This is a genomic window from Pantoea sp. X-Soil-ISGK-285 (genome assembly GCF_059730815.1).
Window position 1 is genome coordinate 493688 of sequence record NZ_AP035939.1, and the last position, 23745, is coordinate 517432.

The 23745-nt window shown below is 52.7% G+C and carries 23 protein-coding genes and 4 pseudogenes; 11 read left to right on the forward strand and 16 right to left on the reverse strand.

The window, feature by feature from the left end; translation table 11 throughout:
• Positions 1–315 precede the first annotated feature (315 nt).
• Positions 316–1104: an enhanced serine sensitivity protein SseB C-terminal domain-containing protein gene (locus tag AC6I8B_RS21640; protein WP_122459918.1), complete on the reverse strand. Its 789-nt coding sequence runs from the start codon at positions 1102–1104 to the stop codon at positions 316–318.
• 437 nt (positions 1105–1541) lie between these two features.
• Here AC6I8B_RS21640 and AC6I8B_RS21645 point away from each other — a divergent pair, with 437 nt between their 5' ends.
• From AC6I8B_RS21645 to AC6I8B_RS21655, 3 genes and pseudogenes are all read left to right on the forward strand, one after another.
• The gene (locus AC6I8B_RS21645) at positions 1542–2150 is read left to right on the forward strand and encodes a dTMP kinase (protein WP_497817762.1); all 609 of its coding nucleotides are present in this window, start codon (positions 1542–1544) and stop codon (positions 2148–2150) included.
• A gap of 324 nt (positions 2151–2474) precedes the next feature.
• Positions 2475–3788, forward strand: a complete 1314-nt coding sequence (locus tag AC6I8B_RS21650) for an NAD(P)/FAD-dependent oxidoreductase (RefSeq protein ID WP_497817763.1) — start codon at positions 2475–2477, stop codon at positions 3786–3788.
• Between the two features lie 15 nt (positions 3789–3803).
• Positions 3804–4179 (forward strand): annotated as a pseudogene (locus AC6I8B_RS21655) (NmrA/HSCARG family protein); the annotation flags it as partial.
• A 142-nt stretch (positions 4180–4321) separates the two neighbouring features.
• Here AC6I8B_RS21655 and AC6I8B_RS21660 read toward each other — a convergent pair.
• Positions 4322–5068, reverse strand: a complete 747-nt coding sequence (locus AC6I8B_RS21660) for an NADPH-dependent F420 reductase (RefSeq protein WP_497817764.1) — start codon at positions 5066–5068, stop codon at positions 4322–4324.
• A 100-nt stretch (positions 5069–5168) separates the two neighbouring features.
• On the opposite strand from AC6I8B_RS21660, the gene AC6I8B_RS21665 reads away from it, so the two are divergent.
• On the forward strand, positions 5169–5537 hold the full coding sequence (locus AC6I8B_RS21665; RefSeq protein WP_050679222.1) for a winged helix-turn-helix transcriptional regulator: 369 nt from the start codon (positions 5169–5171) through the stop codon (positions 5535–5537).
• Positions 5538–5711: 174 nt separating this feature from the next.
• On the opposite strand, the gene AC6I8B_RS21670 is transcribed toward AC6I8B_RS21665, so the two are convergent.
• Complete coding sequence (locus AC6I8B_RS21670; RefSeq protein ID WP_062759041.1) at positions 5712–6281, reverse strand: DUF4142 domain-containing protein; 570 nt, start codon at positions 6279–6281, stop codon at positions 5712–5714.
• 463 nt (positions 6282–6744) lie between these two features.
• Here AC6I8B_RS21670 and AC6I8B_RS21675 point away from each other — a divergent pair, with 463 nt between their 5' ends.
• Complete coding sequence (locus AC6I8B_RS21675; RefSeq protein WP_250328070.1) at positions 6745–7254, forward strand: anti-virulence regulator CigR family protein; 510 nt, start codon at positions 6745–6747, stop codon at positions 7252–7254.
• On the opposite strand, the pseudogene AC6I8B_RS21680 reads toward AC6I8B_RS21675, so the two are convergent.
• Positions 7251–7508, reverse strand: a pseudogene (locus tag AC6I8B_RS21680) (helix-turn-helix domain-containing protein); the annotation flags it as partial. The gene AC6I8B_RS21675 and the pseudogene AC6I8B_RS21680 overlap by 4 nt on opposite strands.
• A 78-nt stretch (positions 7509–7586) precedes the next feature.
• Positions 7587–8012 (reverse strand): RidA family protein, encoded by a 426-nt coding sequence (locus tag AC6I8B_RS21685; protein WP_250328072.1) that lies wholly within the window; start codon positions 8010–8012, stop codon positions 7587–7589.
• 141 nt (positions 8013–8153) lie between these two features.
• Here AC6I8B_RS21685 and AC6I8B_RS21690 point away from each other — a divergent pair, with 141 nt between their 5' ends.
• Entirely contained in the window at positions 8154–8750 is a 597-nt protein-coding gene (locus AC6I8B_RS21690; RefSeq protein WP_033760897.1) for a TetR/AcrR family transcriptional regulator, read from the forward strand.
• Between the two features lie 89 nt (positions 8751–8839).
• Here AC6I8B_RS21690 and AC6I8B_RS21695 read toward each other — a convergent pair whose 3' ends face one another.
• The gene (locus AC6I8B_RS21695; RefSeq protein ID WP_497817765.1) at positions 8840–9409 is read right to left on the reverse strand and encodes a TetR/AcrR family transcriptional regulator; all 570 of its coding nucleotides are present in this window, start codon (positions 9407–9409) and stop codon (positions 8840–8842) included.
• 181 nt (positions 9410–9590) lie between these two features.
• On the opposite strand from AC6I8B_RS21695, the gene AC6I8B_RS21700 reads away from it, so the two are divergent.
• Entirely contained in the window at positions 9591–10271 is a 681-nt protein-coding gene (locus AC6I8B_RS21700) for a glutathione S-transferase (RefSeq protein ID WP_172608656.1), read from the forward strand.
• A gap of 124 nt (positions 10272–10395) precedes the next feature.
• On the opposite strand, the gene AC6I8B_RS21705 is transcribed toward AC6I8B_RS21700, so the two are convergent.
• The 7 genes from AC6I8B_RS21705 to AC6I8B_RS21735 all read right to left on the reverse strand — a co-directional run bounded on the left by AC6I8B_RS21705 (position 10396) and on the right by AC6I8B_RS21735 (position 16463).
• Complete coding sequence (locus AC6I8B_RS21705) at positions 10396–11175, reverse strand: ABC transporter ATP-binding protein (protein WP_187484569.1); 780 nt, start codon at positions 11173–11175, stop codon at positions 10396–10398.
• Positions 11172–11858: an ABC transporter permease gene (locus AC6I8B_RS21710; RefSeq protein WP_497817766.1), complete on the reverse strand. Its 687-nt coding sequence runs from the start codon at positions 11856–11858 to the stop codon at positions 11172–11174. Before AC6I8B_RS21710 ends, AC6I8B_RS21705 begins: the two co-directional genes overlap by 4 nt.
• 9 nt (positions 11859–11867) lie before the next feature.
• Positions 11868–12593, reverse strand: coding sequence for an ABC transporter permease (locus AC6I8B_RS21715; RefSeq protein WP_010246779.1), 726 nt, complete (start codon positions 12591–12593; stop codon positions 11868–11870).
• 6 nt (positions 12594–12599) lie between these two features.
• A complete protein-coding gene (locus tag AC6I8B_RS21720) occupies positions 12600–13448 on the reverse strand; it encodes an ABC transporter substrate-binding protein (RefSeq protein WP_022624593.1) in 849 nt (282 codons plus the stop codon).
• 21 nt (positions 13449–13469) lie between these two features.
• Positions 13470–14657, reverse strand: coding sequence for a M20 metallopeptidase family protein (locus AC6I8B_RS21725; protein ID WP_010246783.1), 1188 nt, complete (start codon positions 14655–14657; stop codon positions 13470–13472).
• A gap of 241 nt (positions 14658–14898) precedes the next feature.
• Positions 14899–15798 carry an alpha/beta fold hydrolase gene (locus AC6I8B_RS21730; protein WP_033779990.1) on the reverse strand — a complete coding sequence of 300 codons (900 nt, stop codon included), beginning with the start codon at positions 15796–15798 and terminating at the stop codon, positions 14899–14901.
• 50 nt (positions 15799–15848) lie between these two features.
• Positions 15849–16463, reverse strand: coding sequence for a TetR/AcrR family transcriptional regulator (locus AC6I8B_RS21735; RefSeq protein ID WP_033779988.1), 615 nt, complete (start codon positions 16461–16463; stop codon positions 15849–15851).
• A gap of 213 nt (positions 16464–16676) precedes the next feature.
• Here AC6I8B_RS21735 and AC6I8B_RS21740 point away from each other — a divergent pair.
• Positions 16677–17094: pseudogene (locus AC6I8B_RS21740) on the forward strand (LysR substrate-binding domain-containing protein); the annotation flags it as partial.
• Positions 17095–17128: 34 nt separating this feature from the next.
• Here AC6I8B_RS21740 and AC6I8B_RS21745 read toward each other — a convergent pair.
• Together AC6I8B_RS21745 and AC6I8B_RS21750 are read right to left on the reverse strand one after the other, a co-directional pair.
• The gene (locus AC6I8B_RS21745) at positions 17129–18118 is read right to left on the reverse strand and encodes an aldo/keto reductase (RefSeq protein ID WP_064690947.1); all 990 of its coding nucleotides are present in this window, start codon (positions 18116–18118) and stop codon (positions 17129–17131) included.
• A gap of 25 nt (positions 18119–18143) precedes the next feature.
• Positions 18144–18378 (reverse strand): annotated as a pseudogene (locus AC6I8B_RS21750) (aldo/keto reductase); the annotation flags it as partial.
• 407 nt (positions 18379–18785) lie between these two features.
• On the opposite strand from AC6I8B_RS21750, the gene AC6I8B_RS21755 reads away from it, so the two are divergent.
• The 3 genes from AC6I8B_RS21755 (at position 18786) to AC6I8B_RS21765 (ending at position 20892) form a co-directional block, all read left to right on the forward strand.
• A complete protein-coding gene (locus tag AC6I8B_RS21755) occupies positions 18786–19229 on the forward strand; it encodes an Xre family toxin-antitoxin system antitoxin (RefSeq protein ID WP_033760867.1) in 444 nt (147 codons plus the stop codon).
• Positions 19226–19696, forward strand: coding sequence for an RES family NAD+ phosphorylase (locus AC6I8B_RS21760; RefSeq protein WP_122889522.1), 471 nt, complete (start codon positions 19226–19228; stop codon positions 19694–19696). Before AC6I8B_RS21755 ends, AC6I8B_RS21760 begins: the two co-directional genes overlap by 4 nt.
• A gap of 164 nt (positions 19697–19860) precedes the next feature.
• Positions 19861–20892: an AI-2E family transporter gene (locus AC6I8B_RS21765; protein ID WP_052271293.1), complete on the forward strand. Its 1032-nt coding sequence runs from the start codon at positions 19861–19863 to the stop codon at positions 20890–20892.
• Here the strand turns inward: AC6I8B_RS21765 and AC6I8B_RS21770 are convergent.
• A complete protein-coding gene (locus AC6I8B_RS21770; RefSeq protein ID WP_010246792.1) occupies positions 20881–23610 on the reverse strand; it encodes a cation-transporting P-type ATPase in 2730 nt (909 codons plus the stop codon). The two genes, AC6I8B_RS21765 and AC6I8B_RS21770, sit on opposite strands and share 12 nt — an antisense overlap.
• Positions 23611–23745 lie beyond the last annotated feature (135 nt).

The following is a 23745-nucleotide window of genomic DNA, read 5'->3' on the forward strand; positions in this document are numbered from 1 at the left end:
ATTTTCATTTACCCGGTGATCGGTAACTGCTGATAAGAATTTTTACGAATTGAGGGGTTTAACGAGGCCTGAGCCTTTGATGCGTGAGCTTTCACGCACGTACTCAGATAGACGAGGCGCATATGCAGGGCCGCTCTGTTACGCCTCATTAAGCCCGAAGCATAAAGTCCCCTTCTCGCTCATAGCGGACATAGATAAATCCGCCCTGGATCACGTATTTCAGTCACTATCACTGGCACTGTTGAAACCGGAGATCAAAGTCACCCCCGATTTACTACGCTGGTTACAAGACAACATTCAGAAGCCGTTCAGCGCTCAGCGTCCAAACATGCCCTTTAGTTTTTGCTTCATGCTCCGAACATAGAATGGCGTAAACTGCGACCTGATATGTGAATCCAGACCTTTGTCGTTCTGGCCAAGGCGCATCAGATCCACCGCCTGCCCATCCGGAGAGGTATCCGCTGCGACAAGACCCGCACCACGCATCACCTCTTGCACATCACCGCTCATTTCCACCCCCACCAGATAATGCGGTTTATCATCGACTGACGGGTCATGCATTAAAACCAGGAATGCACGGCTGACCCCGGGACATTTTGCAAACCAGGCAGATAACTCTTTCAGAAGCCTGTCCGGAACAACGGCAGGTACTCCCACTAATACCTGTGTTTCTTCCTCAACCACCCTTGTCTGCGGCAGGCGACCCGTTCCTTCCGCCAGCATGGCTTCTATTTCTTCCGGCACAAACTCCTTTCCGTAATCCGACCTGGGATTAAGAAACACACCCTCTCCCCGCGTCATTTCAAAAAAGGCTCTGGCAGGCAACTTCATGTATTCACTTTCCTGGCTGATGGCGCGCTGCAGGGTGGCAAGCGAGCTGAATACCGGAATGACAGGCGTTCCATCCGGTTTTTCCCAGTGCTGAATCGAGATATTCTCACCCGCCTTTAGTTCGACCTCACCATCACCCGTTACCCCTCCGGAACTACCCAGGACGTAAAGCGATGAATCTAACAGTACCCGGTAAAACTCAGGTCGTTCTGCTGGATGATCGGCCGCCAGTTTTAAAGCAGTCTCCAGTTTGATTTCCCTTTCGTCAGACATTTAACCACCTTAGGCAGGATTGGATTAGAATCAATTTAACAAGGGCTTATGAGCATAATATAGATAATTTCTACTCGCCAGATTTCTGCACGTACCGGGGGACTGCCTTTGAGGGCTCGTTATTGCGATTAAGGACATGCGTTTGAATGGGTAAATGGCAGAACAGGCAAGATCTTTTCCGTTTTCCAGACGCTTCCCTTAAACTACACCGCACAGGCCTCAACTATTAAGCTTACCTGACTAACATCCTGTTCTATAAACTCGTGAGTCAGAACCGTTACCAGCGTGTTTATCAGTGTTTGTTTAAAATCATGCTCACGCTGACATGCCATACTGCTACAGAGAACGATGTAACTTCAGCTATTAAACCAGGAAAATAAGATGTTTTTACCGGATGCACGATTCACAAAAATCTTTCCTCACTTCTCATTCCAGGCATGAGTCGTCAGCTGTTTGTTTCTCTGGATGGGCCCAAGGGAACCGGTAAAACCACCCTGCTGGAGTCCATTACGCAAGTGCTAAGAGCAGATAACAGGAAGGTGATCCGACTTAGCGAGCAAAAAAGCGATCCCTTCAGGTCGGAAACAATGGCGCTGGTTAACAGGCTCGCCAGAAATCCCTCAGTGGATCTTGAACGGGAAATTTGTGAACGTTTTGCCGTTAGCCGTGCCTGGATTTCACAGAATGTACTCACTAAACAGCCCGGGAACTGCATTATCCTGATGGATCGCTGGTATCCGTCTGATGCCGCGTTTCGGCGGATGATGCCCTTTGCAGAGATTTTGCAGCGAAATATTAAGCTCAATGTGCGAGCGCCAGATCTGCATGTCGGGGTGGTCACGGCACCTGAAGTTTCATGGGAACGAGCCGCGGCACGATCGCGTGGGCTGGGGAGTACAGTCATTCACAAACTGGAAGAGCATGTCGCTTGCACCAGAGCATTCGAGCAGGAGATGACTAACCACGGCTGGTTTTTATGTCGCAATGAAGGAACCGTAGAAGAGGCAACGATGCAGGTCATTGCTGAAATCTATAAAACGCTTTGATGCCCTACAGTTATCCGTTTCAGGGGCGGATTCTCACTCGAAATTGCCAGTTAATAGCGCGACCTGTTCCATTTCGCTCTCACCTCATGAATATATCGCCTCTGCAGATCGCTTTTTTCAGTCTTTGACATCAGAAAATAAACCCCATAACAGTCGCGTTATCATCCCTTCTTCGACAATTCGCACAACCTTTGGTTGTTAACTCAAGAATCATCCACCTGAATTTTACTTGTCTGAAATCAACAATAGTCAGATTACTGCTGGCACAGATATCCCGCTTTAACTTATAAAATTGCTTTATTTTTCAGATAAGGGCACAGGGAATTGCGCTACGCATCGATACCATTTAATCACAATCAACTGGGCTGGCCTGCGGGTGAGCATTGTTTTACACCGCAGCCCATGCTGCGAGAGGATATCACTGCCGACTGGGTTATCGTCGGCGCGGGATTTGCAGGTGTTGCCTTTACGCGCCGCCTGGCTGAAATCAATCCTGGCCTGAAAATTATCATCGTCGACGCGCACAGCACTCGGGAAAGCGCATCGGCACGTAATTCCGGGTTTGTTATCGGTCTGCCTCATAATATTGGCAGCTCCACCGCCGAATTAAAAAAGGCCAACGCTTACCGTAACCTGCTTCAGGAAGGTATTCGTCAGCTGGAGCAGGTTATTTCTCAGCATCATCTTCAGTGCGACTGGGAACAGGTCGGTAAATATCACTGCCAGGCTGAACGTGGCAGTGATCGTATTTTAAAAGAGTACGCCAGCCACCTCGATTTAATGGATGAGCCGTGGCAGATGTCAGACAGCGAGGAGCTTTACTTAAAACTCGGCACGCGCTTTTACAGCAAAGGGATATATACACCTGGCTGTGTGCTGGTTAATCCGGCGCAGTTGATCGCCGGGCTAAAACACTCTTTATCTGAAAATATTCAACGCTTCGATAATACGCCAGTGCTGGGGATTCGCTACGGCAGCGTGGCTGAAGTGCTGACACCGTTTGGCATCATCAAAACGCCAAAGGTGATGCTGGCCACCAACGCATTATCGCCAGAGTTGCGACCAGGACTTTCGCGTCAGGCAGCAATGGCGACCTTCGCCAGCATTACCGATCCGCTGACGGATGAACAACTGGCCACCCTGCCCCCCATGCAGAGCTGGGGGCTTACGCCGGTTAATGCGATTGCCGGTGCAACCTTCCGTTTTACCTCAGACCGCCGTTTCATGATTCGCCAGCACGTGATACCCGCACTCAGCGGTCAGGTGAATGCCGCGCAGACCTGGCAGGCAACCCAGCTGCATCAGCGCTTATTTCATAAAGTCTATCCGACCCTGGGCAGTGTGAAGATAACCCATACCTGGTCCGGCACCATCAGCGTTACGCGAAACAGCGCGCCTGAATGGGGCATGCTGAACAAATTTATCTGTACGGCGGGTGGCTGTAACGGCGCAGGTGTTTCAAAACAGACCGTAGCGGGCAGTCTGCTGGCTGATTACATGATGAAACAGGACAACCCGCATATCGCGGATATGCTGTCGCTGGGCAAGGCCAGTTTCATGCCGCCATCGCCGGCGCTGGATATCGGCATAAAACTGTCACTGATGAAAGAGCGTTATCTGGGCCGTAAAGAGGTCTGATAATTCGTAACTGTAATGGTCGATACACGGGATATTTCTGAAGTGGCCACAATTGAACTGATAAAGGCGCGACCAGGCCAGCGCAGAATTTCCGGTCGAAACGCTCAATCTCGTGGGGCCAGATACGCTCAACGGAGAAGAGGCAGCAGCAGCCTGGCAACAGATTCTGGGCCGTCCGGTAATTTATGGCGGAGATAATCCGGATGCATTCGAAGCCAATATGGCGGAGTTTATGCCGCGCTGGGTGGCGTATGAAATGCGGCTGATGGCTGAGCGTTACGTCAGTGATGGGATGCTTCCACAGGATGGCGACCGGGAACGTCTGGTCACCCTGCCTGGCCGCCCACTGCATACCTATCGTGACTTTATTACCGCACTCGCCGGAGAGTAATTTTGATCTCTCAGGCTTAAGGACAAGCCTGCAGAGCAATACCGTGGACCAGATGCATGAGCCAGAGCCACTATGCAAAAATATTCTCAGAACAACCTTTATCCAGAACTTCAATGCAGACAGATTATCCTTGCCGGGCGATTTAAACCGGCCAGTTTATGGCACGGTTGTTTTCGATAATATCCTGATGAGAGGGTGCATCACCCAGCGTCGCGAAACTGGCATAAAGCTGTGGCAACCGAGCCTGACCTTCTCCCTTTCTGGCCAACGCCAGAGCTCGCAGCATCACGGGCGCTTCCCAGTCACAGCAGTAACAAGGTGTGCAGGGCTGCTGACGCCATGATTCAGCGATAGTCCCAGAGAACACAGGATCAAAACCGGTGTCGTTAACCAGTGACATGGCCGTCTGCACTGCTTCAGGATGATCTCCCGCTACGGCAACCGCCAGACGACCCCGACTTCCCTGCGGCTGGCCCAGATCGGCGAGCGAGTCGGCAAGGATATTATTAAAAGCTTTAACCACAGGGTGTCCGATTTGCTCCTGAACCCATTCGCTTTCGGTCTGCTCATTATCCAGTGCAGTAATCGGTGCGTCACGCAGGCCAGGATAGTAATTGCTGGTGTCGATCACCGGGACATGGGGTGGCAGGTGATCGAAAAGCCCATCAGGCAGGCTGCTAAGTGCCGGCAGCGGAATGGAGAGAATCACGGCTTCGACGTCTGTAACCGCTCCCCTGATGTCTGTGGGTTCTGCATTAATTTCACCCGCAAAACCACGCACGCCATCAACTCCGCGTGAATTAGCGATTTTTACCTTGTGCCCCGCTTCACTGAGCTTCCGTGCCAGGGTACCACCGATATTACCTGTGCCAATTACGCCGATTTTCATATTTCGCTCCTGATTCTGTGTTGAAGTGAGATACCCTATATATTCACTGAATAAACAACAAGAACCGACAAAATAGTGGGTTACTAACCTGAAGGTAAGTATGGAAAGAGACTGGCGTTGTGATATTCCGGAGCAGCGACTGGTGTGGGCTAAGGCTACCACCGAAGCGCTGAAGATTATTGAAGGTAAATGGAAGACAATTATTATCTGTCAGCTTTTCGCCGCTAAAGGCCCGCTGCGCTTTTCCGAGCTGGAGCGCCGGATTGAGGGCGTAAATCAAAAAATGCTGATCCAGCAGCTTAAGCAACTGGAACAGGATGGCATCGTGACTCGCACGGTTTATCCCGAAGTCCCTCCGCGTGTTGAGTACTCACTTACCGATCTGGGAAAAGCGCTTGGGCCATCAATGACTGCTCTGATTGACTGGGCCTTCCTGCGTCGTGAAACGCTGGGGCTTGATGGCGCCTGAAGCTCGCATTTCAACCTAGTTATACCGATGTGGCTGAGCGCAGGGCATGGCTGTTCAGGCCAAGACTGGCATAACGAGAAAGAAACTCCAGCCGATGGTGGATTATGTCGTTTCTGGCTGGTCCCGATGATCCCGTAACAGCGCTTGCGGATAATTCGGAACCGGCCAGCCCGGTTACATCGCCATGTGCTGGGCGGATTTCAGATGCTGTTCTACAACAGGGGTATGCGCGTCGGCCAGCGCCTTCACATCCGGATCCTTTATCTTCGTCGCGTCACTCTTCAGCGTCGACAGCACCATCTTATGATCCATTATTCCGGCATTTTCCATATACATTTTGTCAAAGGCACCGCCGCTCTGCTTTTCCAGCTTGTCGGCCATGGCCTTATGTTTAGCGTCTGGCGCAGTCGGTAATGTCACCTCTTTTTGCTTAGCAACCGCCTGAACTTTTGTCAGGGCACTGCCATGATCTTCGACCATCTTCTGTGCAAAGGTTTTAACTTCTACGCTTTGTGTTTTGTTCAGCGCAATTTTGGCGGCGGCAATTTCATTGATATTGGCCTGCGCCATATCCTTCAGTGCTTTTTCATCACCAGGGCTGAGCTTGTCACTCTTTACGGTCTGCGGTGTATTCCCGCCCTGCGGGGCGCTTGTCTGCGTCTCAGCCTGTACGGTGGCAGTGCTGCACAGAACGACGACGGCTGATATAGCCAGCCATCCTTTATAGCTTTTATTATTTTTCATTTTGTAATCCTGAATATTATGGGAAGACCGATATCAGAAAAGTTCTGCTCACAATTACCTGCTCCGTCTCATGAGTCGACATGGTTTCTGTCTCGCTTAAAGTACCTTACGTAGCAGAGTTATTAAGCGTTGTAGTCATGTCAGGTAATCGCAAGTATAAACAATGCATTACAGCAGCATAAAAATAACGAAAATGTATTCCGCCTCGCTTAAAGCCGAAAATTTATCTATTGTTAGCAAGGGCTTCAGCATAAAATTTATACGAAATATCAAAACATCGTACAGCTTTTCTTTGATTAGTTTGAGATAATTCTTAAGGTTGCTATGTGGTTGTCGGCCGTTTAATGCTGGGTAATAACTAACAGGTGACATAATAATGTGAAGAGGTTGAGCTCATGTTACCTCCTTACATCGCTTTATATTTTCTGGTTCAGATTACTGAATAATATTAAGGAAAGATCACATGCTCAAATCTCGCGCTTTAAAAGCCGCATTTGCGGTGGTGATATCTTGTACCGTGCTTGCTGCGCCCGTTTTCGCAAATCCGGGCAACGGCAACGGTGGTGGCGGTCAGGGTAATGGTAATAGCGGAAACCCGGGTAATAATGGCAAAAGCGGAGAGCACGGAAACAAGGGGCATGGTAATGCGGGTCCGAAAGACAAACATGGAAATCGTAAGAACGCTGGACGGCCCGATCACGTCGAGTCAGATATCAACTACTCGCTTGCACGTAAACTTGCCGTCAATTATGGCCTTGTCGGCTATCAGTCTTTGCCGCCAGGAATAGCTAAAAAAGTTGCGCGTGGTAAACCTTTGCCTCCGGGTATCGCCAAAAAAAGTTTGCCAGCATCAATGCTAAATGAGCTGCCCTATTATCCTGGTTACGAATGGCGAGCTGTCGGAGATAATCTTGTGCTGATAGCCCTGAGCACCGCTGTCGTGACCGCCGTAATTAATGGGGTTTTCGATTAACCTTCAAAAATTTTCGAATGGGTTAACTTTCCTGGTGGAGCGCCAGTAACGCGCTTAAATGCTTTTCTGAAGGCGCTCTCCGACTCATATCCCAGTGCGGCAGAAACGCCTGAAATCGTTTCGCCTGAATTTTGCAGACGATCGCTGGCGAGCAGCATCCTCCATTGCGTCAGAGATTCTATGGGCGTAATTCCAACCGTCTGATCAAAGTGTTTTGCAAATGCAGCGCGGGACATCCCTGTCTGTGATGCCAGCTTATTTCACGTCCGGCATGTCATCGCAGCGCCCGTCTCCGGTGTAAAGTACCTGACAGGCTGATTGCCACTCATGCTTTATGCACTCTGTGACAGGCTCCGTTGGTCCCGTTGATCGGGAATGCGTGCAATCACCTTGATTTCAAAATCAAATCCCGCCAGCCACGTCGCACCCACCGCTGTCCAGTTAGGATAAGGAGGCTGCGGAAAAACGCGCTGCTTTATCTGCATGATGGTTTCGAACTGTTGCTCCGGATCGGTGTGAAACGTGGTGACATCGATCAGATCGTCAAAGGTACACCCTGCCGCAGCGAGCGTGGCTGCCAGATTTTCAAATGCCCGTTCTACCTGAGCAGCAAAATCGGGCTCCGGCGTGCCGTCGGCACGGCTGCCCACCTGACCTGAGACAAACAGCAGATCGCCTGAGCGGATAGCCGCTGAATAACCATGTTGCTCATAGAGAGCGTGACGATTGGCAGGAAAAATGGGTTCGCGGGTGATCATAGAATTTCCTCAATAGTCTTTAGGGGATTGCAGGATGCAGCGCACACGAGTTTGATTTAATATACGCGGCGTATGTCACATTAATCACACATACGCCGCGTATGTCAATTAATATACCTCGCGTATGTGAAAGGAGAGTGTATGGCCGCTAAACGTCGCGCTGAAACAATGGAAGAGAACCGGGCAAAACTGATTGCAGCAGCACGCACAGCCTTTGCCGAAAAAGGCTTTGCCGCCGCATCAATGGATGAACTGACGGCCAGCGTAGGTCTGACACGCGGGGCGCTCTACCACAATTTTGGTGACAAAAAGGGGCTGCTTGCGGCGGTCGTCGCACAGGTTGATGGCGAAATGGCCCAGCAGGCTAAAGCGGCAGCGTCTGGGGTGAGCGATGCGTGGGAGAAGCTGGTGGCTGAAGGCATCGCCTATATCCGCATGGCAATGGATGCCGAAGTGCAACGTATTGTGCTGCGCGATGGCCCGGCTTTTCTGGGAGATCCTTCGCAATGGCCCAGCCAGAACAGCTGCCTGGAAGCCACGCGTGAAACGATTACCCGTCTTATCGACAGCGGGATAATGAAGCCGGTCGACGCCGATGCCGCCGCTCATCTGCTGAACAGCGCGGCGCTGAATGCCGCACTGTGGGTCGCTTCCAGCAGCGAGCCGGAAAAGGCGCTGCCAAAGATGATCGACGTGTTCACACAACTGGCAGGCGGCTTGCGCCATAGTGCAATTTAACCCTGAATGTTCACTGCTGCTTTCACTGATAGCCCTGAAGCTCTGAGTGCTGACGCCTGCATCTCTTTCAGGCGCGGTGTCGTTTTAATTCAGTGTGACAGCGGAATCAGGCCGCTCTCCTGATAGGTCGCAATCAGGTTATCATAAATGGTTATATCCTGGCGCGTGCGGGCTATTAACTGCGCGCCAGCAACTGCGGTGTAAATTGCCAGCGCACGCTGCGCATTTTTCTCCGCGTTATCGGGCGACTTTTCGCAAAGGACCTCTGTCAGCCACTTGACGTTCGCATCGACAAAACACTGAACCTCACGCTTCACTTCCTCGGGCAGATCTTCATATTCCGCCGCCATAAAGCTGGAGAGACAGAGCCGGTTGGCATCTTCAAGCGACTTGCGGAAAATCTGCGGATAGCGCTGCAACGCTTCATCCGGTGAGGCACTTTGCTCGCGTATAGTCTTTAAATCCTCAGCCGTATCCTGCCAGTATCGGTTGGCAACCGCGGCACCCAGATTGGCCTTACTGGCGAAGTGATAATAGATACTGGCATTCTTGATGCCTACCTCGTCAGCGATACTGCGAAAATTAATCCCGTTATAGCCATGATTCTGGGCAGCACTTTTTGCTGCGGTCAGAATGGCTTCACGCGCGTTCAGGCTCATAACTCAGTTTTCCTTCAGGAGGTGGAGACGCATTATAAGGGGAAAATATTTACCTGCCAACTGGTAGACAGGGATTGACAGGAGAAAAGTTTGGCATCACAATCCACCTACCAATTGACAGGTAGGTAACTCAATCATGACTGATATCCACAATGCATCTGCAGTTCCGTCACTCCCCGCGATGAAGATTTATGACTGGTATGATGGCCCTTATCCTGCACGGGTCAGGATTGCCCTGGCGGAAAAGGGATTACTTTCTGAGGTCGAATTTATTCCGGTCAACCTGTGGAAAGGTGAGCATAAAAAACCTGAATTTTTAGCGATCAATTATTCAGGAACACTGCCGGTTCTAGCGCTGAATGACGGAACGCTGATCGCTGAATGCACCGCCATTACGCAATATCTCGATGTGCTGGATGAGAATCCGGTTCTGACTGGCGTCACGCCGGCAGAAAAAGGCGTTATCCATATGATGACCAAACGGGCTGAGATCGAATTTCTTGATGCGGTCAGCGTCTATTTCCATCATGCCACAGCAGGACTGGGGCCGGAGGTGGAGCTCTTTCAGAATCCGGAATGGGGTGCGAAGATGCGTGAAAAGGCCATCAGAGGGATGCACTACTTTGACGGCGTTTTACGCTCACAACCTTATGTCGCGGGCAATACATTTTCGATGGCGGATATCGCCGTAACCGGCGGAATGATTTTCGCGGCTTTGGTGAATCTTGCTGTTCCTGACGAGTGTCGCGCCCTGAAAGCGTGGTATGCAAAAATCCAGAGCCGCCCCAGCTATCAGCAATGGCAGGCAATGGTTGAAGCGGGCCGCCCTGCTGCTGCTGCATCGTCTCAGGACCGGGCGTAAGATCGCGCTGATCGTTCTGGATAACGTGGTCTGGCGGCTATTAAAAAAACCCCGGGAAATCTTCCGGGGTTTTGTGATCTCAAAACATGAAATTTCCGCGCGTCAGCCTTATCAGAATGCCGCTTCAGCCTGCATTGCGCTCAAAGTGGCTATTTACAAAGGCGCGGCAGCGTGGCGAGATCGGATCGAGAAACACCTGCTCCGGCGAACCGGACTCCTCAATCATGCCCTGGTGCAGAAACACCGCTTTGTTCGACACGTCGCGCGCAAAGCCCATTTCATGGGTGACGATAATCATGGTACGTCCCTCTTCCGCCAGACTGCGGATCACCCGCAATACTTCGCCCACCAGCTCCGGATCCAGCGCTGAAGTTGGCTCATCGAACAGTATCGCTTTCGGCTGCTGCGCCAGCGCCCGTGCAATCGCCACACGCTGCTGCTGTCCGCCGGAAAGCTGTGACGGCCAGGCGTCGCGTTTTGCATAGAGTCCCACTTTATGGAGCAGCGCTTCTGCTTCTTCAATCGCCTCTTTATGGCTGCGCTTCTGCACATGAACCGGCGCTTCAATGATGTTCTGCATCACCGTTTTATGCGGCCACAGGTTGAAGCTCTGAAATACAAAGCCGAGCTGCATTCGCATCAGCTTGATGCGACGGCGCTGCTCGCGGCTCAGTTTTTCGTCGGCGTTATCCAGGGTGACGTTCACCTCGCCTACCGAAATTTCGCCTGCCTGTGGTACTTCAAGAAACGGGATGCAGCGTAACAGCGTACTTTTTCCCGACCCACTGGCACCAATCAGCGATATCACATCGCCATCCTGCGCGGTCAGGCTGATGTCGTGCAGCACTTCGTGTCCCGCATAACTCTTTCTGAGATGGCTCAGCATAATGGTAGGGGCGGTCATGAGCGTGCTCCAAAATAGTAAGGTGATAAGCGTCGTTCCAGCATCGATACGCCTTTGCTGACCAGTATGGTGAGTATCAGGTAGATCACCGCCGCGCTCAGGAACACCTCCAGCGCCCGGAAAGTGGAAGAGACTATCGAGTCGGCAATGCCGGTCATCTCCATCAGGCTGATAGTGCTGACCAGCGACGTTGCTTTGATCATCGAGATGATCTCATTGCTGTAGGCCGGCAATGCCTGTCGAATCGCAATCGGTAAGGTGATGCGGGTAAAGATTTTATACGACGACATGCCCGAGACTTTAGCGGCCTCCAGCGACTGCTGACTCACCGCGCGCAGGCCGCCGCGCAGGATCTCCGAGGTGTAGGCGGCATCATTCAGAATCAGCGCCAGCAAGCCGCACCAGTAGGGATCGCGCAGCAGCGGCCAGAACAGGCTTTCCCGCACCGCCGGTAAACTGCCAAGGCCGTAATAGACCATAAAGATCTGGATCAGCAGTGGCGTACCGCGAAACAGCCAGACGTAGAAGCGACAGAAAACGCTGCCGACACGCGTCATGCGCAGCAGGTTAAGCAGCAGCGCCAGCACGCAGCCGCCAAAGAGTGAGAGCAGCGCCAGGTTGATGGTCAGCGGCAATCCTTTCAGCAGCGCCAGCAGCGTCTGCTGTAAAAACATCATATCCACGTGGACTCCTTACCCCTTCACGCGCTGTTGACCGCGCATCGCAAACTTTTCCACGTAGCGGAAAACCATATCGGAACAGGTGGTGATAATCAGGTAGATCACCGCCCCCACGCTGTAGAAGAAAAAGGACATCTGGGTGGAGTTGGCTGCGGTGGAGACCTGGTTCATCGTTTCCACCAGTCCGGTTACCGAGACCAGCGCCGACTCTTTGATCACCGATTGCCACTGGTTGCCCATGCCGGGCAGCGCAGTGCGTAACGCCTGCGGCACGATAATGCGGCGAAACATCATCAGCCGTCCCATGCCGGTCACGGTCGCCGCTTCCAGCGTTCCGCCGGGAATAGCGTAGAAGGCGCCACGGAATACCCCGCTTTGATAGGCACCGGAGATCAGCCCGATGGCAATCGCGCCCGCCACAAAACCGTTCACATCGAACGGTCCCTGGAAGCCCAGCGCGGTGCCCACGGTGGAGACCACCTGTCTTCCACCGAAATAGAAGAGGTAGATCACCAGCAGTTCCGGCACGCCGCGAAACAGAGTGATGTAGCCTGCCGCCAGTCGCTGCTGCCAGCGTGAACCGGCAATCTGCATCCAGCAGAGCACGCTGCCCAGCAACGCACCCAGTAGCCAGGCGCAGAGTGACACGCTGACGGTGACGGCGGCGGCGTTAAGCAGGACGCCACCCCAGCCCTCATCCCCGAAGCCCAGTATCTGCCAGTCAATATTCATCAGCATCAGCGGTTACGCTTTCGGCGCGACATCTTCGCCAAACCATTTGATCGACAGTTTGCTCAGCGTCCCATCTTTGATCATGGAGTCCAGCGCCTGATTCAGCACCTGCTGTAGCTCACTGTTGCCTTTACGCAGACCAATCGCCGAGCCTGCGCCGAGCACGCCACCGGAGAAGCCATAGCCGCTGCTGCTGATTGCCTCAGCATGTTTTTTCACAAAGGCGTTGAGGTTAGTACGAGAAGCCATGACGGCATCCACCCGGCCATTCATCAGGTCGGCAAAGGTTTCAGGACCCGCCTGATAGGTGCGGATAGTGGCAACGTCGCCCAGGTATTTCTGCAGGAAATCCGCCTGAATGGTGGCGACCTGCACCGCGATGGTTTTCCCTTTGAAGGTGGTTTTCAGATCGTCGATCGCTTTTTTCATGCCAGCGTCATCATCCGCCGTCACAATCGTGCCGCTTCCTGGCAGCGTAGCCAGCGGGCTTTTTTTCGCAGTCACAAAGCTGGAGACACTGACGGTGTACTGATGGGTAAAATCGATCGCTTCAGCACGTTTTGGCGTTACGGTCACCGCATCGATCACCGCATCATATTTACCGTCGATAAGACCCGGGATCATGCCCGACCATTTCTGGGCGATGATTTCATATTTAAAGCCAGCACGTTTAGCCAGCTCCGCCACCATATCCGGCTCATAGCCGACGATTTTGCCACTCGGTGTGGTCTGGTTGAAAGGAGGATAAGCCGCTTCAGTCGCAAACTTCAGGGTGCCGAAATCTTTCGCCTGGCTGAACGCGGAAGTGGCGAGCAGTGCCACGGTCAGAGAAGCCGTGAACAGGCGGTTACGCATCATCATATAAACCTCATTTATTTATTATTAAGAGAGTAAATCAATTGCAAGGCGGGTCAGCGCCTGCGTCCCGGCGGTAATGCTGCGTTCGTCCGGCTGATAGTCGGAGTTATGCAGGTGATCGTCACGGCCCGGCGTGGCCGATCCAATATGAATCTGGCAGCCCGGTACCCGTTCCGTGAACAGTGAAAAATCTTCGGCACCAAAGCTGGCGCTGGGCTGTGCGATGATGGGCTTATCAAACTGATGCGACAGAATCTGTTCCAGTGAATCGATCAGGCGATCGTCATTCATCAGAGGCGGCACGCCACGCTGGAAGTTAACCTCCACCCGCACGTTTTGCGCCAGCGCCACCCCTTCGCACATCCGTTTAAACGAGGTTTCCATAGCAGCGCGTACTTCCGGCGACTTAGTACGGATGGTGCCCTGAAACAGGCAGCTATCGGGAATGATATTGTGGGTGGTACCACCCTGTATGTGCCCGATGGTCAATACGGCGGAGTGAGCGGGATCGCGTTCACGCGAGATGAGGGTCTGTAGCTGGCTGATGAGATGCACGGTCGCGATGATCGGATCGGTGCCCATGTGAGGACGTGCCGCGTGGGTCGATACGCCATGCACCGTAACGTCGAATTCATCGCTGGAGGCAGTGCTGGCCCCGCGCGTCAGGGCGACTTCTCCCGCAGCCAGTTCAGGCTTGTTATGCAGGGTCACGGCCCAGTCGATGCCATCTGCCGCACCGTCCGCAATCATCGCCTCAGCGCCACTTTCTGGCGTCTCTTCCGCGGGCTGGAATATCAGCCGGACCCGGCCTTTGAGCTGCTGACGATAGTGCGGCAGGATCGTTGCGACACCCAGCATCGTTGCGGTGTGAATATCATGCCCACAGGCGTGCATTTTTCCGGGATAGCGGCTGGCAAACGGCAGACCGGTCTGCTCATGGATCGGCAACGCGTCCATGTCGGCGCGCAACAGCAGGGTCTTACCCGGCTCTGCACCGTCGATGTCCACCACAACACCGCTGCGGCCAACGCCGGTGCGAGGATTAAGTCCCAGCGCCTGCAGATACTCTGTGACCAGACTGGCGGTGCGCAGCGTATCAAAGCCTAATTCCGGATGCGCATGGATATCACGTCGAATCGCCACTAACTGCGATTCAAGTTCATTAACTCTGGCTTTTATTTCCCCGGCCAGTCGTGCTTTTTCCTGATTCATAGCAGCCCCGGCAATATGCGATCGGCACTCTGCTGCCGACCGCTATTTTAATCTCATCCTGATGACGGACGTTGATGACCGTTTATTTATTCACAGCACGCGACAGAAAGCAACGCGCAACAGCCTGCTCTACATACTTAAAAATCAATAAGATAGTGTTATTTATTGGAAACCTGTATGAGACAACAGCGGATCAGCAATAATATTAATAATCCGCCACACGACATTACTTTACCTACTGTCACTGAGGTGATATTTCGCTTTTATCCGGAGAGGGAATAAAGAAGTCTGCCAGTATTTCCGCTAATTTCTCGGGTTGTTCGTCGGGAATAAAATGGCCGCAGTTGAGAACAGTTTCACTGCTAACCTGATGCGCTACGGTGCGCAGCGGGGTGGCCATATCGGGTATCGATCCCTGGTCGGCACTGACAGCCAGCAGCGGTAAAGCCAGTTTGCCTTTTAACGCGCGCTGTCGATTCTGCTCTGCCGACTGTGCAAAAGCGCGGTAAAAAGCCAGTCCGGCCCGCAAGGCCCCGGGCTGCTGAAAAACGCGCAGATATTCATGACGGGCCGCCGCATCTATGCGATGTGGATTGGCTGACTTACGGTTAAAAAACCAGTCGAGGTAGATCGCCTCTCTGCCAGTGATCAGCGCTTCCGGTAAATCATCCACACAGTGAAATCCAAAATGCCAGGTTTTCCAGGCGCTATCACCCACCATTGGCAGTAAGTCAGGCAGCGTGATACCGGGAATGCCGCCATCCAGCAGCGCGAGACGGCTAACCTTTTCGGGATGGCCTGCCGCCAGTGACCAGGCGACCCACGCCCCGATATCATGCCCGGCCAGATGAAAGCGTTCGATACCCAGCTGGTTCAGCAGCGCCAGTATGCGCTCTGCCACGCTGTCAGTGTCGTAACCACTGGCTGGAAAGTCAGAATCACCCTGCCCTGGCAGGTCGGGTGCGATCACATGAAAGCGGCTGGCAAGCAAGGGAATAACCTCCCGCCAGGCATAACTGCTTTGCGGGAAACCCGCGAGCAAAACCACAGCCTCAGCGTGTTCACTGCCTGCGCTGAGGTAGTGCAGCCGCTGCGAGTCAATGTTAATAAAGTGGTGCTGGTAGAGTGGATATTCGTGCATAAAACCTCCGGATAATAAGGAAACGATCGATTCCTTAATGAGTAAAAAATTTAGTCGAGTAACTTCAGCGCCAGGGGGATGATGCTGGCATCGGGCCGGGTCGCAGCAACTTTACCGGCGACCCGCATCCCCAGAACAATGCAAAGCATTAGCGAAGCGGTGGCGTCTCTGTCCAGTGCAGGATTGACCGAACCATCCTGCTGACCCAGGCTGATTATCTGCTGCAGATTCTGCTGGTTGCGTATCAGCGCCGCGCTGACGGCTCCGGCAAGTTCCTCATCCAGAGTTTGCAGCTCCACGGCGCTGACAGCCACCAGACAGCCGCGCTCACCTTCTACATCGCGCACTGAATCCACATAAAAATTGAGTAGCGCCGCCAGTTGCTCACGGCCATTTTCACATTGCGCCAGCCGCGCGGCTAAACTGCTGTTACGCATTGAGAGATAGCGAGCAAAGACGTTTGCAAACAGCGTGCGCTTGTCGGTAAAAGCTTTATAGATGCTGCCGGTAGTGAGTTGCATAGCCTGGCCCAAATCGCCGATCGAGGTGGCGTGATAGCCCTTTTGCCGGAATACCAGCATTGCGCTGTCCAGTGCCGAATCGGTATCAAACGCCCGCGGTCGTCCCCGCTCTTTATAACGGTTATCGTTCATCGCTAACACCATTAGAGAATGATCATTTCCTTAAAGATAGACTGATTTGTCCGCCAGATAAAGGCTTTCTTATGCCTGGGGCTCGCCTGGAAATGGAACCCGCCCCTCACCATGACCTTCTCAGATAAAACTCCGTATCGACGGCGCGTGAAAGGCATAGGCCCAGACATGTTCGGCACGTCAGGCACACCGTTTCAATCTCGCGTTATGTAATCAGACCCATCTGAGCCACGTATTGCCGATCTTGAGCAGGAGCTGGCATCTCTGGTTCAACTTAATGGAACGCCCTCTGGCAATATCCGCTTATCCGCAGGGGAGCATGCGGCTCAAACTCTCGTATGGCCGAAATTAAAACCTTTATCATTGGAAGTTCGTGAAGGAAGGAAAATCGTTACTTGTCAGAGTTGAAGGACAGGTCACGTTTAATTTTCTGTCAGAAAGAATCGATGCCGTATTATCGGGTTTTGGTATTGCCTGTGTTCCTGAAGATACGATCAGGGAGCATGTAAAATCCGGAAAGCTAATTCAGATTCTGCAGGATTGGTGCCCTGCATTTCCCGGTTATTATCTCTGTTACCCGAGCCGTAAACAGCATCCGCCCGCTTTTGCGCTGATGATAGATGCGCTTCGGTACCCGGAATAGCGGGTCTGCAATTCGATGCAGACCCGCCTGAATCTTAACGGCCCACACGAGCCTGATGCTCAGGGGAGTAACGTTCGCCGACGATTTCTATCGTTTCAAGCGCCTCTTGTATCTGCCGCACGTCGTCCTGTGAAAGAGTGATGTCGGCAGCACCCAGGTTTTCATCCAGCCGGTGCAGTTTAGTGGTGCCGGGGATGGGAACAATCCACGGTTTTTGTGCCAGCAACCATGCCAGTGCTATTTGTGCAGACGTAACCCCTTTTCCGGCAGCCAGTTCACCCAGTAATGTGACCAGCTTTTCGTTAGCTTCAATTGCTTCAGCGGCAAAACGCGGCACCTTACTACGGAAATCGTCACTGCCAAACGTCGTTCCTGACTTAATCGCGCCCGTCAGAAATCCTTTGCCTAATGGACTGAATGGCACAAAACCAATCCCCAACTCCTCCAGCAATGGCAGAATCTCCTGCTCAGGCTCGCGCCACCACATTGAGTATTCGCTTTGCAGTGCAGTAACAGGTTGTACGGCATGTGCACGACGAATGGTTTGTGCACCCGCTTCAGAAAGGCCGAAATGTTTGACCTTACCTTCTGAAATCAGGTCTTTCACGGTTCCCGCAACATCTTCGATAGGGACTTCCGGATCGACGCGGTGCTGATACAGCAAATCAATCACATCGGTTTTCAGACGACGCAACGAGCCTTCAACCGCTTTGCGAATATGTTCCGGGCGGCTGTTTAAAATCTGCTGTTTATTGTCCTCACCAAAGGTAAAACCAAATTTGGTAGCGATAACCACCCGGTCGCGTAAGGGTTGTAACGCTTCACCCACCACGTCTTCATTAAGATATGGGCCATAAACTTCGGCTGTGTCGAAAAATGTCACCCCACGTTCAACCGCGGCGCGAATCAGCTCAACAGCCTGACGGGTGTCGGTCGCCGGACCATAGCCATGACTCAGGCCCATACAGCCCAAACCGAGTGCTGACACTTCAAGCCCTGATTTTCCGAGATAGCGTTTTTGCATTATTGAAAGCCTCTTCTGTTGCGTTTTAAACGTCAGGTTTGCGGCCAGTCAGCCACTCCACCATCGCCGGATAGGGATGAGAGAAGAATGCGCTGGTTGCGGAATCAAGCGCCGCAATTTGCAACATATCCTCAGAACTGAGTTCAAAAACGAGGATATTGATGTTCTCTTCCATCCGTTTTTTCCTGACAGATTTTGCCAGCGAGACGATACCGCGCTGGCAAAATCTACCGCAGGACGACCTTCCCCACACTAAAGCCCTGAAGGGGCATTTCAATACCATTGTTGAGTTTTACAGTTGGCATGGCGTTATCCTTCAGCCGTTGTGTGTGAAAATCATAACGTAAAATAATTTATTGGATTAAGTAGGGTAATTAGCTAGGGCTTATTACTTTTATTCATCAATGATGATTAATCCTGATCTTTGCCTGCCCGCTATTGCAGATTTCGCTCTTTAAGAAACTGGCTCATGAGATTGACAATCTGCACATTATTCAGATCAATAACGTAATATGAATGAAACTTATGAATATGTGTGAGTCGCGACTTGCTCTGACACATGACTCTGAATGGTTCATAGTGACCGGTTTTAATGATTTATCAGATCCTGAAATTTGCGCCCCTCCCACCAAATGGTTATAGTTAAATGACCAATTGGAGGTGACAGATGAAAACTTTCAGCTTTTCTGCGAATAAAACCAGGCCGCCACGCTTATGGCAGGCCGCAGGCCTGAACAACGCTGATGGTGTCGCCCTGCTGGGCCAGATTAATGAAGGCCTTGATGGCAACGTAGCTCACCTGATCGTCAACTGGGCGAAGATTACGCAAAACGACCTGCGTAAAATGTCCGGTATTCCCTCCACGACGTTCAGCCGAAGCGTGAAAGCGAAATTCAGCGCTGAACAAAGTGAACGACTGGTGCGTATTATCCGCGTTATTGATCGGGCGGTTGAACTGTTCGAAGGTGATAAGGATGAAGCGCAAAAATGGTTGAATGAGCCTAACAGGGCGCTGAGCTGGAAAATGCCCGCAGAACTGATGGCGTCTGAAACCGGGGCTTACGAGGTCATGAAATTAATCACGCGCCTGGAGCACGGAGTTTACTCTTGATTCTCTACAGGCTGACCAAGACAAAGTATCTTTCGACAGCCTGGACGGGATTTGGCGCAAAAGAGGCGGGCGGCCGCTGGAACAGCATCGGCATCTCCATGGTTTATGTTTCTGAAACAGCATCACTGACTTTGCTGGAAACACTGGTCCATCTGCACTCAGCACACATCCTGGACGCATTCACACTTCTGCGCATCGATGTTCCCGATGCGCTGATTCAGACCGCTGATATCACTGAGTTGCCTGCAAACTGGGCCGATGAAGACGCACCGGCAGAACTGGCTGACTATGGAGACGCCTGGTGCTCTGCCTGCGATGCGGTTGCGTTGCGTGTTCCCAGTGCCCTCTCCCCTGTAGAATATAACTATCTGTTAAATCCTGAACATCCCGAGTTCTTCCGGATAGTTCAACAGGCTGAGGCCATTCCGTTCCGGTTTGATCGTCGGCTGAAACCGGATCGTACATAAACTATCCGGATAGCTTTTGGTCGCGCGTTGAACAAGGGTCAGGAGCCACCGATGATCGTCTCTTAAGCCCTGCGAGAAGCCTTCCCCCCCTCTGACCTGACGCAAAGCACTGAAGCTTAAGCCTCATCTATACTGCAGCTTATCTTTGCTGAAGGAGCCCAATCATGGGACTGAGCTGGTTTACCCTCTGGCCGCCGCTGGCACGCGTGCTGTTTATCCTCGCCTGTCTGACCATTATTCTGACCGGCCTTTATCTGGCAGCACCGCTGATCAATCAGGTTCTGCTGGCAATGTTACTGGCCATCATGCTTGATCCCCTGATTACCCGGCTGGAAAACAAACGCATACCGCGCATCGTCTCGTCACTGCTGGTGATTATGCTGATGCTGTTGATCATGGTGGTCACTATCCTCAAGTTAACCGTGCTGACGCCCGATTTAATGCAGCTCAGCCGCCAGGCGCCCGTGCTGCTGGCGGCCCGGCTTGAACAGCTGACGCTGGCCTTTGCACGGCTTGATATCGGTATGACGCCCGACCAGTTGCTGACCTTTGTGGATGCAGGGGCAATAGTGCGCATCGTCACTGCATTTCTGACGCAAATCCCTGGCGTCATCTCATGGTGGATCATGGTGTTCCTGATGCTGCTGTTTATGCTCTATGAGATGCCGCTGCTGAAAGCTGCAATGCAACAGCGGGTAAAGGGAAAACATCAGGCCTTTTATCTGGCGCTGCAGGAGGGAATTCAGAGCGTGATTGTGTATGCCAGAGTGAAAACGCTGACCAGTATTCTGGGCGGGTTAATCGTGGGCGTCGGTGCGCATCTGATCGGGCTGAAGTTTGCCTTTTTCTGGGGCGTGCTGATGTTCATCTTTAATTACGTGCCGGTGCTTGGCTCATTTCTGGCCGCGATTCCGCCGGTGATCCAGAGTTACATCATGTTTGATTTACAGATCGCGCTGGCGGTAGCAGGTTTCTTTGTGGTGCTGAACCTCTGCCTGAGTTCGGTGATCGAACCATTGCTGATTGGGAAGCGACTCAATCTGGCGCTGACCACGCAGTTGCTGGCGTTTCTGTTCTGGCAGGCGTTACTGGGGATTACGGGCGGGATACTGGCTATTCCACTGACCTATCTGATTAAAAAGGTCCTGCTGGCGAGCTATCCGCAGCAGGACCCGGAGACAGAATTAACTCAGTGATGGCGTCTTCACCCGCCATGCGCGGGTGAGGCGTTTTTCAATCTCAACTATGATGAAGATCGCGATACTGACAATCAGCGAAATCAGCCAGTAGTTGATCGGCAGTGGACGGGTACCAAACAGCGTGTTCATTAATGGCACATAAATAATGATCGCCTGAAGGACAATCAGTACCAGCGTCACCAGCCAGATACCGCGATTTTTCAGCAGACCGCGATCCAGTGAGAAGCCATCAGAGTTACGGCAGTTAAGCATGTAGGCCCACTGCGCAGTCACCAGCATCTGCAGCAGCACGGTACGGATAAACTCGGCACTGTAGCCACGCGGTTGCAGCCAGGCTTCCAGCACAAAGGCACTGATTGAAATCAGCAGACCGACAAACACCACGCGCCAGATAGCGTAAGCGTCCATCACGTGCGCTTTAACATTGCGCGGTGGCCGGCGCATCGCATTGGCTTCAGCAGGCTCGAACGCCAGACCAAACGACAGCGTGGCGGATGTTGCCATGTTCATCCACAGAATCTGTACCGGGGTTAACGGCAGCAGATTGCCCATCAGAATCGCGATAATAATCAGCAGACCCTGTGCCAGGTTGGTGGGCATAATAAACAGGATGGTTTTCTTGAGGTTGTCGTAAACCCGACGTCCCTCTTTGACTGCCGCAGCGATGGTGGCAAAGTTATCGTCGGCCAGAATCATATCGGCCGCCTCTTTTGTCACCTCGGTGCCTTTGATACCCATCGCAATACCGACGTTGGCCTGTTTCAGCGCCGGAGCATCATTGACGCCGTCGCCGGTCATGCCGACGATCTCGCCGCTCGCTTCCAGCGCTTTCACCAGACGCAGTTTGTGTTCCGGGCTGGTGCGGGCAAAAATGTCATAGGTTTTTGCCGCGTCCGCCAGTTCGGCGTCACTCATGTGTTCAAGCTGGTAGCCAGTGATAGCAGCCTGGCTGTTGCCGATTCCCAGCATCTGACCAATCGCCATTGCGGTTTCCTGATGGTCGCCGGTGATCATTTTGACGCGAATGCCCGCTTTCTGGCACTCGTCAATGGCGGCAATCGCCTCGGGACGGGGGGGATCCATCATGCAGGCCAGACCCAGCAGCACCATGTCACTTTTCAGATCGGCATGATCCAGCGCGGTAACGGGTGCAGAGGTTCTCTTCCAGGCGGCGGCAACGGTGCGCAGCCCTTCGCTGGCGTAGGTGGTGATGGCGGCATCCCAGTACGCACGGTCTATCGGCTCTGCACCCTCCGGCGTTTGCTGCTGTTGACACAGCGTCAGCAGCACGTCTGGCGCACCGGTCAGCAGCACATAAGATTCGCCGTTGGCAACACAGCTGACCGACATATATTTATAGAGGGAATCGAACGGCAGCTTGCTCACCACCTCAACCGGCTGAGGTGTCGTCTGGCCCTTCGCCGCCAGCACCTTCAGCGCGCCTTCAGTCGGGCCGCCAACAATCGTCCAGTGTCCCTGACTTTCCTGACGCAGCTGGCTTTCATTACAGGTGTCTACCGCATGCAGGAACTGCTGAAACAGCGGATCCTGTGCCGCAGAGAGTCCACTTGCGTCGCCCTGCTCAGCAACAATCTCCCCTTTGGGTTCATAGCTGTTTCCGCTGACGCGCCAGCGGCTCTTCGCCAGCACCACCGCTTTCACCGTCATCTCATTCATGGTGAGCGTGCCGGTTTTATCGGAGCAGATCACCGACATCGCGCCCAGGGTTTCAACAGTCGGCAGCTTACGGATAATCGCCTGGGTCCGCGCCATCGACTGCACGCCCAGCGACAGGATGATAGAGATAATGGCAGGCAGACCTTCCGGAACCGCAGCAACCGCCAGGCTGATGACGGACAGCGAGAGCTCGCCCAGTGGAATGTCACGCAGCAGATAGCCGAAGATAAACAGGGCGACCATCATCAGCAGGATGATGAAAAAGATCGCTTTACCGAGTTTGTCGATCTGCACCAGCAGCGGGGTTTTAACCTCTTTTATGCCGCTGATCATTTCGTTGATATGGCCCAGCTCAGTATCACCGCCGCTGGCGATCACCACGCCTGCGGCGGTGCCGGAACTGACGGTAGTGCCTGAAAAAGCCAGGTTCAGACGGTCGCCCAGCGATTTTTCACCGCTCAGCGTATCGGTGTTCTTCGACACCACCGTCGACTCCCCGGTGAGAATCGCCTCTTCAACCCGAAGATTATTGACCTCAAACAGTCGCAGATCAGCCGGGATTTTATCGCCGGGGCGTAACATCACCACATCACCGACCACAATATCGCGCGTCGCGACCGTGACCTGTTTGCCATCCCGCACCAACATCGCTTCACTGGCAAGCATGTTCTGAATACTTTTCAGTGACTTCTCGGCATTATTCTCCTGAATAAAGCCGATCAGGGCGTTAATGACGGCCACGCCGATAATGACAAAGGTATCGACCCAGTGACCCATGATCGCGGTGATCACCGCCGCGGCCAGCAGAATATAGATCAGCACATCTTTAAAATGCGCGATGAATTTGAGCAGAGCCGATTTCTCAGCTTTTTGCGGAAGGGCATTGGGACCGTGTTTCTGCAGGCGTTCCTGCGCAGTGGCGGTGGATAATCCTGCTGATGAGCTCTGCAGTTCGGAGAATATCTCTGCCACACTACGCTGATACCAGGGGCGCTCAGATAAAGCTAACGCTTTATCCTGCTTATCATTATTTAGCATATATAAACCTCGTGCCATTTAGCGATGAAATAAAGGCGCAATTAAAAGACATGCATTTTGCAGGCAGCCCCTCCTGCAGGTAATGACCGATATCATATTTACGTAAGAAACGTCTGACGAATAACATAAAATGGC